The 12,955-nt window shown below is 61.7% G+C and carries 13 protein-coding genes; 7 read left to right on the top strand and 6 right to left on the bottom strand.

All coding sequences use genetic code 11. The features are described 5' to 3' along the window. Position 1: 1 nt before the first annotated feature. On the bottom strand, positions 2-1,054 hold the full coding sequence (locus LOY31_RS12640; protein WP_221535168.1) for an agmatine/peptidylarginine deiminase: 1,053 nt from the start codon (positions 1,052-1,054) through the stop codon (positions 2-4). Positions 1,055-1,191: 137 nt separating this feature from the next. Between LOY31_RS12640 and LOY31_RS12635 the strand changes: the two genes are divergently transcribed. After that, positions 1,192-2,052: a LysR substrate-binding domain-containing protein gene (locus tag LOY31_RS12635; protein WP_221535167.1), complete on the top strand. Its 861-nt coding sequence runs from the start codon at positions 1,192-1,194 to the stop codon at positions 2,050-2,052. Here LOY31_RS12635 and LOY31_RS12630 read toward each other — a convergent pair. After that, entirely contained in the window at positions 2,015-2,956 is a 942-nt protein-coding gene (locus LOY31_RS12630; protein ID WP_221535166.1) for a LysR family transcriptional regulator, read from the bottom strand. The genes LOY31_RS12635 and LOY31_RS12630 overlap by 38 nt on opposite strands. 134 nt (positions 2,957-3,090) lie before the next feature. Between LOY31_RS12630 and LOY31_RS12625 the strand changes: the two genes are divergently transcribed. The 3 genes from LOY31_RS12625 to leuD all read left to right on the top strand — a co-directional run bounded on the left by LOY31_RS12625 (position 3,091) and on the right by leuD (position 5,663). Then, positions 3,091-3,507 carry a RidA family protein gene (locus LOY31_RS12625; RefSeq protein WP_258713404.1) on the top strand — a complete coding sequence of 139 codons (417 nt, stop codon included), beginning with the start codon at positions 3,091-3,093 and terminating at the stop codon, positions 3,505-3,507. A 122-nt stretch (positions 3,508-3,629) separates the two neighbouring features. Next, on the top strand, positions 3,630-5,051 hold the full coding sequence (gene leuC / locus LOY31_RS12620; RefSeq protein ID WP_258713403.1) for a 3-isopropylmalate dehydratase large subunit: 1,422 nt from the start codon (positions 3,630-3,632) through the stop codon (positions 5,049-5,051). Positions 5,052-5,054: 3 nt separating this feature from the next. Continuing rightward, positions 5,055-5,663, top strand: coding sequence for a 3-isopropylmalate dehydratase small subunit (gene leuD / locus LOY31_RS12615; protein ID WP_221535160.1), 609 nt, complete (start codon positions 5,055-5,057; stop codon positions 5,661-5,663). Between the two features lie 37 nt (positions 5,664-5,700). Here leuD and LOY31_RS12610 read toward each other — a convergent pair whose 3' ends face one another. Both LOY31_RS12610 and LOY31_RS12605 read right to left on the bottom strand, forming a co-directional pair. Beyond that, positions 5,701-6,618 carry a LysR substrate-binding domain-containing protein gene (locus LOY31_RS12610; RefSeq protein WP_258713402.1) on the bottom strand — a complete coding sequence of 306 codons (918 nt, stop codon included), beginning with the start codon at positions 6,616-6,618 and terminating at the stop codon, positions 5,701-5,703. Between the two features lie 104 nt (positions 6,619-6,722). Then, positions 6,723-7,619: a glycine betaine ABC transporter substrate-binding protein gene (locus tag LOY31_RS12605; RefSeq protein ID WP_085604684.1), complete on the bottom strand. Its 897-nt coding sequence runs from the start codon at positions 7,617-7,619 to the stop codon at positions 6,723-6,725. Positions 7,620-7,825: 206 nt separating this feature from the next. Between LOY31_RS12605 and LOY31_RS12600 the strand changes: the two genes are divergently transcribed. Further along, complete coding sequence (locus tag LOY31_RS12600; RefSeq protein ID WP_258713401.1) at positions 7,826-9,862, top strand: NADH:flavin oxidoreductase; 2,037 nt, start codon at positions 7,826-7,828, stop codon at positions 9,860-9,862. Between the two features lie 48 nt (positions 9,863-9,910). Here the strand turns inward: LOY31_RS12600 and LOY31_RS12595 are convergent, their stop codons facing one another. Together LOY31_RS12595 and LOY31_RS12590 are read right to left on the bottom strand one after the other, a co-directional pair. Further along, a complete protein-coding gene (locus LOY31_RS12595; protein ID WP_258713400.1) occupies positions 9,911-10,687 on the bottom strand; it encodes a pyrroline-5-carboxylate reductase in 777 nt (258 codons plus the stop codon). Continuing rightward, positions 10,677-11,384, bottom strand: coding sequence for a TetR/AcrR family transcriptional regulator (locus tag LOY31_RS12590; RefSeq protein WP_085604695.1), 708 nt, complete (start codon positions 11,382-11,384; stop codon positions 10,677-10,679). Before LOY31_RS12590 ends, LOY31_RS12595 begins: the two co-directional genes overlap by 11 nt. Positions 11,385-12,082: 698 nt before the next feature. On the opposite strand from LOY31_RS12590, the gene LOY31_RS12585 reads away from it, so the two are divergent. Beyond that, positions 12,083-12,268: a DUF1843 domain-containing protein gene (locus tag LOY31_RS12585; RefSeq protein ID WP_041475227.1), complete on the top strand. Its 186-nt coding sequence runs from the start codon at positions 12,083-12,085 to the stop codon at positions 12,266-12,268. 34 nt (positions 12,269-12,302) lie between these two features. Next, complete coding sequence (locus LOY31_RS12580; protein ID WP_221535158.1) at positions 12,303-12,929, top strand: DUF1842 domain-containing protein; 627 nt, start codon at positions 12,303-12,305, stop codon at positions 12,927-12,929. The last annotated feature ends 26 nt before the right edge of the window (positions 12,930-12,955 follow it).

Raw genomic sequence — 12,955 nt, 5'->3', positions numbered from 1 at the left:
ATCAACCCTCCACCGGCCAGGCTGGCTGTTGCTGGGTGATGCAGTGCACACCGCCGCCCCCATGGGCCAGGTGATTGATCTGCACCGGCACTACTTCGCGGCCCGGGAACGCCTTGGCCAGGGTTTCTGCCGCGACATGGTCGGCCTCGATGCCGTACGCCGGCATGATGATCGCGCCGTTGGCGATGTAGAAATTGGTGTACGAGGCGCAGAACACTTCGGCTTCGGTATCCACCGCATCGGTGGCTTCGTACAGCTCGATCAGCTCGAATTTGCGGCCCTGAGCATCGGTGGCCAGTTCCAGCGCACGACGGTTTTCCCGCACGACTTCGGCATACACCGAACTGCGATCATGAGTCGCGTCCACCAGCAACACGCCAGGGCGGGCGAAGGCGCAGACGCCATCGACGTGGCCGTCGGTCATGTCGCCGGTGACGTAATCCGGATCGCCCGGCAGCCAGATGGTTTTCTTCACGCCGAGCAGGCGGCTGAAGATTTCTTCCATCTCGGCCTTGCTCACGCCGGAGTTGCGGTTGGGATTGAGCAGCACCGATTCGGTGGTGATCAACGTGCCCTCGCCGTCCACGTGGATCGCGCCGCCCTCGTTGCTCAGCGCCGTGCCGAAGCACTCGCCGCCCAGGTGATTGAGCACGCGACGGGCCAGGCTTTCGTCCAGATCATGCGCGGACTTGCCGCCCCAGGCGTTGAAGCGCCAGCTCACGCCAGCCAGGCCTTGCTCCGGATGCACGACGAAGCTTGGGCCCGAGTCGCGGCACCAGCTGTCGTTGACGGCCAGTGGAATCAGTTCGATGTTCGGTCCGCACAAGGCTTTGGCACGGGCGATGGCCGACGGATCGACAACCATTTTCACCGGTTCGAAACGGGCGATGGCATTGGCGACGCGGGCGAAATCTTCCTGCACCAACGGCAAGGTGACGCCCCAACCCGATTCCCACAGGGCCTGATTGTGTGGCCAGACCATCCAGGTCGCCGCGTGCGTCACCCACTCTGCCGGCATCATCCAACCGCTGTTGTTGTTTTTGTTCTGCTGCATGGTAAAAAGCCCTTTGAGTTAAGCCATTGTGTTCAATGAAAACAGCCTTGGCGGCGTTGACGTGCATGCTAATGGCGGCCTTCAGGGCAAACAAACGATGGATTTAGCGGAAAACTGATTAGAGGAACTTATCGATCATGCTGAAACACTGGCCACCCCTCAGCTCGTTGCGCGGCTTCGAAGCCGCCGCAAGGCTGGGCAGTTTTCACAAGGCCGCGGAGGAGCTGAGCCTCACGCAGTCGGCCATCAGCCAGCAGATCCGCAGCCTTGAGGCGTATCTGGAACAGCCTCTGTTTTTCCGCAGCGGGCGCAGCGTCAGCCTGACCGACGCCGGCCACGATTTGCTCAGCACCACCCAGGCGATGCTGCAGCAACTGTCGGTGGGAATTCGGCGGCTGGGGCAATACCAGAAACCCAATCAACTGGTGCTCAACACCACGCCGGCGTTTGCCCGGCACTGGTTGCTGCCGCGTCTGGGGGATTTCCGCCGTCAGCATCCGAATGTGGATCTGTGGATTTTCAGCACCGATGAAGTGCCGGACATGGCGACCCAGACCATCGATCTGGCGGTGCGCGACGACATCAGTTCGCAGGCTGAATGCAGCTTCAAAGTACTGCACGCAGATCGGCTCTATCCGGCGTGTCATCCGAGCTTGTTAAATGTGCCGAGCGCGCAGCGGACAACGCTGCACGGCGAGCGGGAAATGGACTGGAGCCATTGGGCGGTGGAATCGGGAATCGACGTCGGCCAGCAGGATCAGGGCCTGAACTTTTCCGATCCGGGCCTGTTGCTGGACGCAGCCTGCGGCGGGCTCGGCATCGCGCTGGTCAGCCAGTTGCTCAGCCGCAAGGCTCGGGCCGACGGGCTGTTGCAGCCCTTGGTGGACGAGACCATTCGCGGCCCGAACTGGGCGCTGCTGACCCACCGCGACAGTGAAAACGATCCGATGGCCCGCAGTTTTACCGAGTGGTTGCTGGCGAACCTGAGCGATCCATGACCGGTGCGTGGCGGGCCATCACTTCGGCGATCCAGTCGATGAACACTCGCAACTTGCGACTGATGTGGCGGTTCGGCGGGTAGGCGACGTAGAGCGGCATGGGATCGAGGCGCCAGTCTTCAAACAGCGGCACCAGATCACCGCTCGCCTCGTGTGCTTTGGACATGTACCTGGGCAGCCACAACACGCCCAACCCCGCGAGGCCCGCCGACAAATAGGCATTGCCGTCATCGACCGCCAGCATATGGCGGCCCTTGATCTGCAAATCTTCGTGTTCATTGTGCAGGGCGTACGGCACCGGTTTGCCGGTGCGCGCCCAAAGGAAACCGACTACCCGATGATGGCTGTCTTCGAGCTCCCGGGGATGCATCGGGGTCCCGGCGCGGGCCAGATAACTTGGCGCGGCGTACACGCCAAGTTGAAGATCCGCCACCTTCCGGGCCATCAGCGACTGATCCCGCAGCTCGCCGCCACGCACCACGCAGTCAACGTTTTCATCGATGATGTCGACGATCCGGTCACTGACGCCCATGTCGATCTGGATCTCCGGGTAGCGCGCGTAAAACTCGGGCAGCGCCGGCACCAGAATCAGGTTGGCCAGAGGACTGGGCACGTCGACCCGCAAGCGTCCCTTGGGCTGCGCTGCCGCGCCAGGCAGGCTGGTTTCGGCATCGTCCATGTCTGCCAGCAACTTGATCACCCGCTCGTAATAGGCCGCGCCGTCCGCCGTGGCGTTGACCTTGCGCGTGGTGCGGTTGAGCAACTTCACTCGCAGCCGCGCCTCCAGTTGCTGGACGAGCTGGGTCACGGTGGTCTTGCTCATGTGCAGGGTTTCGGCGGCCTTGGTGAAACTGCCGGCCTCCACCACTCGGGCGAAGGCTTGCATCGCGTCAAAACGGTCCATATCCCACCTCTGATAGCGGCTCGATTGTTTGGGATTTGCAAACAGTGAGCGCCAAGGTTGCGCGTTTATCGCGCCGAGGCAAGTCCCTACAGTTTCTCCATCGCAGGTTTTCAACCCATTGAAGGAGACAACCCATGACCCGTGCCCAGCCAAAACGCGACGTGGTTTTCCCGCCCGGACGCCATGCGCTTTACGAGCGCAATCGTTATTCCCCGGCCGTTCGCTCCAACGGTTTTCTGTTTGTCTCAGGCCAGGTCGGCAGCCTTGAGGACGGCTCGCCGGAGCCGGATCTGAAACAACAGGTGCGACTGGCCTTCACCAATCTCAATGCGATCCTCGGCGCGGCCGGCGGCAGCTTCGATGACGTGGTGGACGTGACGGTGTTCATGGTCGATCCGCAATCGACCTTCGAAACCATCTGGGAAGTGGTGCCGGAGTTCTGGGGCGAGGCGCCGCATCCGACCATTACGGCGGTGGGTGTGACGTGGCTGTATGGCTTTCAGTTCGAGATCAAGGTGATTGCCAGGTTGCCAGAGGAGACAGGGGCGTAGGCTTGCGTCAATTGCTCACAATCCGTGTTCAACGGCTTCACTGAAGCGCTATTGATGCCATTTCTGCGATCAATATTCTGTCCTCATGTTGTTTTTGCCCCGGACAGAAAAGAGCGCAAGCCATGCCCAGCCCGAGAACGCTGTACCAGAAGCACATCGATAGTCACACCGTCTGCACCCTCGACGATCAGGGCCACGTGCTGCTTTACATCGACCGCCAGGTCGCCAACGAATACACCAGCCCGCAAGCCTTCAGCGGCCTGCGCGATGCCGGGCGCACGGTGTGGCGGCCCGCAGCGACGCTGGCGGTGGTCGATCATGTGAACCCCACCGCACCGAAACGCATCGCGACCATGCCCGACGCCGGGGGCGCGCGCCAGGTGTCGTACTTCGAAGAAAACTGCCGCGACTTCGGTATCGAGCTGTTCGATGTGCTGGACAAACGCCAGGGCATCGAACACGTCGTGGCGCCGGAACAGGGTTTCATTCTGCCGGGCATGGTGGTGGCGGCCGGTGATAGCCACACCACCACTTACGGCGCACTGGGCGCCTTCGGTTTCGGCATCGGCACTTCGGAAATCGAGCACCTGCTGGCAACCCAGACGCTGGTCTACAAACGCCTGAAAACCCTGAGGGTGACGGTCAACGGTGAGCTCGGCGCAGGCGTCACCTCCAAGGACATCATCATGGCGCTGATCGAAAAAATCGGTGCGTCCGGCGCCACCGGTTACGCCATCGAATTCACCGGCCCGGCCATCAGCGCCCTCAGCGTCGAGGCGCGCATGACCATCTGCAACATGGCCGTCGAGGCCGGCGCCCGGGGCGCGTTCATGGCACCGGACGACAAGGTGTTCGCCTACCTGCAACGCAAGCCGCGTGCGCCCAAGGGCAAGGTCTGGGAGCAAGCCGTCGAGCGCTGGAAAACCCTGCACAGCGACGAGGGCGCGGTGTTCGATCGCGAAGTCATCCTCGATGTCGCCGCGCTGGAGCCGATGGTGACCTGGGGCACCAGCCCCGATCAGGCCGCGCCGATCAAAGGGCACGTGCCGGACCCGGCCGCCCAGCCCGATCCGATCCTGCGTCAGGGCCTGCAGCGCGCCCTCGATTACATGGGCCTGACACCCGGCATGCCGCTGAACGAAGTGACGATCAGCCATGCCTTCATCGGTTCCTGCACCAATGCGCGGATCGAAGATTTGCGCGACGTCGCCCGCGTGGTGCGCGGCAAGCGTGTGGCGGCTCACGTGCGGGCGATGATCGTTCCCGGCTCGACGCTGGTGCGCAATCAGGCCGAGGACGAAGGCCTGGCGCAGATTTTTCTCGACGCCGGTTTCGAGTGGCGTCAATCGGGTTGTTCGATGTGCCTGGCGATGAACGATGACGTGCTCGCGCCGGGTGATCGCTGTGCGTCCAGCACCAATCGAAACTTCGAAGGCCGTCAGGGCGCCGGTGCGCGCACCCACCTGATGAGCCCGGCGATGGTCGCCGCCGCCGCCATCAGCGGCCATTTGACTGACGTGCGCACCGTCGCGCTGGAGGCTTGAACCATGCAACCTTTCGACACTGTCAGCGGCAGCGCCGCGCCGTTTCTCGCGTCCAACATCGACACCGACGTGATCATGCCCAAACAGTTTCTCAAGGGCATCGATCGTCAGGGGCTGGATCGCGGGCTGTTCTTCGATCTGCGCTTTCTTCCCTCCGGCGAACCCAACCCTGAATTCGTGCTCAACCAGCCGGCCTGGCAGGACGCGGCGTTTCTGGTGACCGGCCCCAATTTCGGCTGCGGCTCCAGCCGCGAACACGCGGTGTGGGGCTTGAAGCAAGTGGGGATCCGGGCCTTGATCGGCACCACGTTCGCGGGGATTTTCTACGACAACTGCCAGCGTAATGGCGTGTTGGCGATTCAACTGGACGACGCGCAGTTCAAGCGCGTGGCCGAGGCGATCAGCGTCCCGAAGACCGCGCGGATCAGCGTGAACCTGGCGCAGCAAACCATCGAGCTGGGGGACAGCACGCAGATCGGATTCGAGATCGATCAGCTGCGCAAACAGTCGTTGCTGCTGGGACTGGACGCCATCGGCACCACGCTGCAACGCACCGAGCAGATCCGCGCCTTCGAGGCACGGCATCTGGCGGACAATCCTTGGCTGGGTTGATGGCAAAAAAACGGGCGGTTCATTGAACCGCCCGTTTTCATTCCACAGACAAATCGCGGAAGTACTCTTCCAGAAACTCCACGCACACCCGCAATTTCGCCGACTCGCTGAACCGGGTCGGATAGACCGCCCAGACGTTGGCGCTCTGGGTGTAGCCGTCCAGCACCTGCACCAGCCTGCCCTGCTCGAGCATCGGTTTGACGTCCCACATCGAGCGCAACAGAATTCCGCCACCGCTCAAGGCCCACTCCAGCACGATCTCGCCGCTGTTGGAGGACAACGGGCCATTCACTCGCACCGTTTCCTCTTGTCCGTCCTTGCTCAGGGTCCAGATGCCGAATGCGTTGTTGCGCTCCTTGAGCACCAGACAATCGTGGTCTTTCAGGTCTTCGAGAGATTGCGGCGTGCCCCGGCGTTCGAGGTATTCCGGCGTGGCGCACAGCACGCGCCGGTTGCTCACCAGTTTGCGCGCGAGATGCTGGCCCGGCAGGTCATCGCCGACGAGGATTTCCAGATCGAAGCCCTCGCCCACCAGATCGACCACCCGGTCGAACACGTCCAGCCGGATGTCGAGTTTCGGGCACGCCCGGGACAGCTGGCTGATCGCTGGCGCCACATGATTGCGGCCGAAACCGAAGCTGCTGCAAATGTGCAGCGAGCCCGCCGGCTGGTGCCGGGCCTGGGAAATCTCGCCGAGAAACTGATCGAAATCCCCCAGCAGTTTCTCCGCCCAGATCCGCACCCGCTCTCCATCGTCGGTCAGCGCGATGCGCCGGGTGGTGCGGTGCAGCAGCTTGGTCGCCAGCGTGGTTTCCAGCACCGAGATGCGTTTGCTGACGTAGGCCGGTGAGAAGCCCAGCTCGTCAGCGGCGCTGGCAAAGCTGTTCTTGCGGATGACGGTGAGGAAAACCTTGAGGTCTTCAGGCAAGGGAAATTGGTCACGATTCGTGTTCATAGGCCGCGCGCCTTCGCTATTTGTCACACACTCTGCGAAGGATAACATCGAATCAACACCTCGCCAGCCGGGGCCCGGTGCTTGCTGGAACCCCGGCGCCGTGATCAGGGTTGTCGATTGCTGGCGGTTTGCGTGCCCGGCTCGAACATCGCCTCGAACCGCGATTTGTTGGCCGCGTAATAGGCCGCGACCGCCTGATCCGATGAGGTCTGGCGCGCCTGCATCATCAAGCTTTCCAGATCTGCCTGCGGGATCGAGTAGTGGGCGAAAAAGTACGCCACCTGCGGGTATTCCTGACTGAACCCCTTGCGCGCCATCGCATGGATCTGCTCGGCGCCACCGAAAATCTGCTTCGGATCATCCAGGTAACGCAGCGACCATTTGGAGAACATCCAGTGCGGGCTCCAGGCATTGACCAGTGACCATTTGTCCCGTTTCAGGTTGCGATCCAGTTCATTGAGCATGCCGCTTTCCGAAGACGCCACCAGTTTGTAGCCATCAAGCCTGTATTCCTCGATCGCCTTGACCGTGAGCTTGTACTGGCCGTTGCCCACCTCCGAGGTGAGGATCTTGCCTTCGAGTTTCTCCTTCACTTGCGGCTTGTTCAGATCTTCGACACTGGCCACTTCACTGATCGGCACCGATGTCGGGACGGCCATGCCGATCCGCCCTTCGTACAGCACGCCGAGGTCTTCGAGGCGATCCTTGTATTTGTCGTAGAACGCCTTGTGGGTACTCGGCAGCCAGACCATCGGGATCAGGTCGATGTTGCCGTTGGCCAGGGCCTGGAACTGAATGCCGATATCGGCCATCACCAGTTTCACCGGTTGTTTGAGGTGATCCTGAAGCGCCGCGCTGGCGAGTTTGACGGTGATTTCGGTGTCCGACCAGTTGACCCAGCCAATGCGCACGGGTGCAGGTTCGGCGGCCTGGGCCTGTGCAGCGAGCGTGGCCAGAATCAGGGCGAAAAGCGTATTTCGATAAGGCGAATGAGCGTTCATCAAGCGTCTTCCTGGGGAGGTGGGATCGGCAGGTATGTCTCAATCTGGACAGCCTTGCGGTTGAGGCGTCTGGCGCAATCCTATGCCTGGGCGAAGCACCGCGCAAGAAAAATGTACACCTGTGTCAGCCATGATTGACATGCCTGTACAGTTGACCTAATTTCAAGTCGCCGAGCCTGATGAAGCCCACCCCGGAGCGCACCACCATGTCCAGCGATCCCCTGTTGCAGCCTTACAAAATCAAGAACCTGACGCTCAGAAACCGGATCATGACCACCGCTCACGAACCGGCCTACCCGGTTGACGGCATGCCCAAGGATTTGTATCGCGCCTACCACGTCGAACGCGCCAAAGCCGGCGTCGCGCTGACCATGACGGCCGGCTCCGCCGCCGTTTCCAGAGACAGCCCGCCGGTGTTCAACAATGTGCTCGCCTACCAGGATGAGGTGGTGAAGTGGCTGAAGGACCTGACCGACGAATGCCACGAGCACGGCGCGGCGGTGATGATCCAGTTGACGCATCTGGGTCGCCGCACCCGCTGGGACAAGGCCGACTGGTTGCCGGTGGTCTCGCCGTCGCACCATCGCGAAGCGGCGCACCGCTCTTTCCCGAAGAAAATGGAAGACTGGGATATCCAGCGCATCATCAAGGACTATGTGGACGCCGCCGAGCGGATGCACGCCGCCGGCATGGACGGTCTGGAGCTGCAGGCCTACGGGCACTTGATGGACCAGTTCTGGTCACCGTTGACCAACGAACTCGACGGGCCGTACGGCGGCTCGCTGGAAAACCGCATGCGCTTCACCTTCGACATCCTGCGCGGGATTCGCCAGCGGGTCGGCGAGGACTTCCTGCTGGGCGTGCGCTACACCGGCGATGAAGGCTTGCCCGGCGGCTTCGACGCCCGCGAAGGCTTGCAGATTTCCCACCTGCTGAAAGACAGCGGGCTGGTGGATTTTCTCAATGTCGTACGCGGCCACATCGACACCGATGCGGGTCTGACCGATGTCATTCCGATCCAGGGCATGCGCAATTCGCCGCATCTGGATTTTGCCGGTGAAATCCGTGCGGCCACCGGATTCCCGACCTTCCATGCAGCCAAGATCCCTGACGTCGCCACTGCTCGCCATGCCATCGCCTCAGGCAAGGTCGATATGGTCGGCATGACCCGGGCGCACATGACCGATCCGCATATCGTGCGCAAGATCATCGAAAAACGTGAGGAAGATATCCGTCCCTGCGTCGGCGCCAACTATTGTCTGGACCGCATCTATCAGGGCGGCGCCGCTTACTGCATCCATAACCCGGCAACCGGCCGAGAAACCACCATGCCCCACGACATTCCCAAGGCCGCACGCCAACGCAAAGTGCTGGTGATCGGCACCGGTCCTGCGGGACTTGAGGCCGCGCGGGTAGCGGGCGAACGCGGTCATGACGTGACTGTGCTCGAAGCGGCGGATCGCCCCGGCGGGCAGATCCGCCTGACCGCCCTCAGCGAACGGCGGCGGGAGATGATCAGCATCATCGACTGGCGCATGGCGCAGTGCGAACGTCTGGGCGTGAAGTTTCATTTCAACACCTGGGCCGAAACCGACACGGTGCTGCAGCATGAACCGGATGTGGTGATTGTCGCCACCGGCGGCCTGCCCCACACGGACGTGCTCAGTGCAGGCAACGAGCTGGTGGTTTCGACCTGGGACATCATTGCCGGTGACATCAAGCCAGGCCGGCATGTCCTGATCTATGACGATGCCGGCGACCACGCCGCGCTACAGGCTGCCGAGGTCATCGCCGCCAGCGGCGCGAGTGTCGAAATCGTCACCCCCGACCGCAGTTTTGCTCCGGAGGTCATGGCGATGAATCTGGTGCCCTACATGCGCAGCCTGCAGGATCTGGATGTCACCTTTACCGTCACCTATCGCGTCGATTCGGTCGAGCGCCGCGACGGGCGACTGGTGGCAACGCTCGGCAGTGACTACGGTACGGTGCACAAGCAGCGGGTGGTGGATCAGGTGGTGGTCAATCACGGCACGATCCCGCTGGATGACTTGTATTTCGACCTGCGCGCGCATTCGAGCAACGGCGGCGCGGTGGAACAACACAACCTGATTGCCGGCAAGACGCAGGACATCGTCACCGACCCGCACGGACGTTTTCAGCTGTTCAGGATTGGTGACGCCGTGGCCGCACGCAACACCCATGCGGCCATTTACGATGCGTTACGGCTGATGAAAGACCTCTGAACGTGGCCCTCCCTTCTGTGTCGGGAGGGAAGTCGCCGTATCTGCCCACTACAGGCCGCGCCGGGCAACCTGGGCGCCGGCCTGTACGGCCCGACCCACGATGTCTTCGAGGTTCTGCCCGGTCATCGACTGCAACGCAGCCGCCGTGACCCCGCGATAAGCCATCAAGGCATCCAGCAGAGCTTGCGGTTCCCGCCCCGCCAGCAGTTGACCGCCGCCCACCACCACCGCCCGTGCCGCCCGCTGCGCAATCCGCGCGGGGATGCCGGCCGCTTCGGCCTGACTGGCGAGCGCAGCGCACAACAGCGCCGGAAACGCCGGCCCGGTACCGGACAACGCGCTCAGATAATCGATGCAGTCTTCATCGGGCACCTCGTCCGCCGTGCCCACGCATTCGAACAATCGCTGCAGCCAGTCGCGCTCTTCATCGGTCAAGGAGCCGGCCACGAACCACGGCGTATAGGATTGACGGATCTCCACCGCCGCGTTCGGCATGGCCCGCACCACCACTCGCGCGCCTGTCGCGGCACTGAGGGTGGACGCTGAAATCCCGGCCATCAGCGATACCAGCGTTTTGCCTCGGGCATCGATCTGCAACGCCCGAAACTGCTCGGGCCGGACCGAGAGCATTACAATATCGCTGCTGTCGACCAGCGACTGGTTGTCCTTCAACACGCGCACTCCCGGCGCAACATCAGCACTGCCCGAGCGGTTCGAGATCAGCAGATCACTCGGCCTGATAAATCCCAGGTCCAGCAACGATTCGGCAATCGCCTTTCCCAGCCAGCCCGTGCCGCCGATGATCCCCAGCGTTCTATTGGTCATCGGGCAGCGCCTCTTCGAAGGTTTCCACCAGTGGAACAAACACCCCCGGCTCCGTCTCGGCATAACCGAACTGACCGAAAAACCGGTCCAGCTCGCGCCGCTTGGGTGACTTTCCGGTGAACACGGTGACGTACTGCGGGATTCGCCGGAACCGCACGATCACGTCTTCGGTGGTTTTCATCGAGATGTAGCCGATCTGCGTGAGATAGATCGTCCGGGCACGGGCATCGGCCGCCCCCGGCTCGTAACCGAAACGGCGAAACATAGCGGCCAGCGCATTGATCCGCGCATCGTCGGCCAGCGCGATTTGCCCGGCGACTTCATCCGATTGCAACGCCCAGCTGCGCACGGCGAATTCAAACTGCGAATCGAACAACGCAGGGTTCAGCCAGCATTCGAAAACATTGAGGATCGCCTCGGACACGCTTTCGGCATAACGCTCGCACTGCCCCACCAGCCCACCGGTGTTCTTGTCCCGCCAGCGGGCCAGCAGCGCCGCGAGCAGTTGCTCCCGATCTTCGTAGAACCAGTAGAAGCTGGTGCGCGACAGGTTAAGGCGCTTGGCCAGCGGCATTACCCTGACCGCATCGACTCCGGATTCCTTCAAAGCCTCATACGCGGCGTCCAGCCAGACGTCCACAGAACCGCGCCATCCTGAATCCTGAGCCTTGTTTTTTGTCCGTCCTGCCTGCGTCATTGCAATGCACCTGTCTTTGAGACTTTGACCGGACTTTACACGGGGCGTACACGCAATGTACATCGGCGTACATTTTTCATTTTCGAACGCTCCTCAGCACCCATGGCGATCTCGATTCAATCGCTTGAAAACGCTGCCGAAAGGTCGGTTGTGCGTGCGCCAAAATCCCTGCATTGGACAGACATGACCGTTCGGCGCTTTTTCTGGCAGCCCCGCACAAACGGGTCTAGGGTTGCGTGGCTGGCAAAATGCTGGCCACTTGGCAAACGTCGCTCGACGAGCGCCATCAGCGGCACTGGAAGAAAAATCAGGGATGGTTTTTGTGCTTGCGCGGGTATTGCACTCTTGAAGAGTGAACGACCTATCCCTGTGTTTCGTTGCTTTCTATCAAGGACAGAAAGATGAACAACGTACAGGTGAGATTCCCCCGGTTGCCCTTTCGGCAAACCCCTTCATTGACGCCCGAGGCCAGGCCCGACGGTTTTGGCTGACGACGCTTGCGCGTGAGCCGGCGCTGCGGCGTCGCCCCTGCGCGAACCCGATTTACGGATTGATCAGATCCCGACGGATCAGGCTGTCACGTCACCGAGAATCCCGGTTGCCGGAATTCTGGCCGATGTCGTTCGCCTGCCTGTCAGGAAAGGCGCCCCTTCTGCGCAAGGGGTCGAGCGGCACACACCCACGAGGAAGGCCTCGATATGACCGGTTCAAACCACAACATCCCGCCCTACGGCGTCGCCATCCAGAGCGCGATCACTGGCGGCGATCTGCAGCAGATGAAGACTTTGTTGAAGCAGCGCGATTCAACGAAGCCGGAAGCGAAGGAGCTACAAACCGCGTACGAAAAACTGGCCAAAGAAGTTTCTCGACTGGAAAAACCTTAAGGCCATTTCCCACATTGCAATGGAGGCAATCAACATGTCAGCAACTCAGCAAAATGTCGGCTTGTTCCCGGTGAGCTACCGGATCGGTACGGGCCAGCCAGGGGCGCAGAATCTTGCGCTGAACCTGCTGGTGTCCACACCACAGCAGCATGTCACCGGCAACGCCGCCGTGACTCAGGCAACCAATCCGCCGCTCGACATCGACTCGGACGTCTGGGGCGAATACACCTACATGACGGTGATGAAGCCCGGTGTCAGCAAGATCCTGATCACCGCTCAGGGCAACCACGGCGGCCCCGGTTCCAACTCGATCATCAACTTCAAGATTCATCTGGTGGTCGGCACCGACTGGCGCGAAGGCGTGGCCAACTATGAGTACTTCGACGGCCAGCGCTGGCACGAACTGAACAACGTGCCGGCGCATCTGGTGGAGGTGCCGTCGAACGTCCTTCAGCCGTTCAATCCCGGCCCGGTGATCGAGCCGCACAAACCGGTTCTGCCGCTGTATGCCGCGCCGATTCAGGGCGCCATCGCCAGCGGTGATCTGGCCCAGATGAAAAGCCTGTCCGCACAGGCCAGACAGCAGCTGGAGCAATTACCGCTGCTGCGCAAAGCCGTGGACGACGCCAACAAAGAAATCAGCCGCGTGCAAAGTCGCTGATCGGCAATTGGAACCATCACTTTCAC

It is taken from the genome of Pseudomonas sp. B21-021 (assembly GCF_024749205.1).
Lineage (GTDB): Bacteria > Pseudomonadota > Gammaproteobacteria > Pseudomonadales > Pseudomonadaceae > Aquipseudomonas > Aquipseudomonas paraglycinae.
The sequence above is the reverse complement of the archived record's forward strand: the minus strand, read 5'-3'. Positions and strand labels throughout refer to the sequence as shown.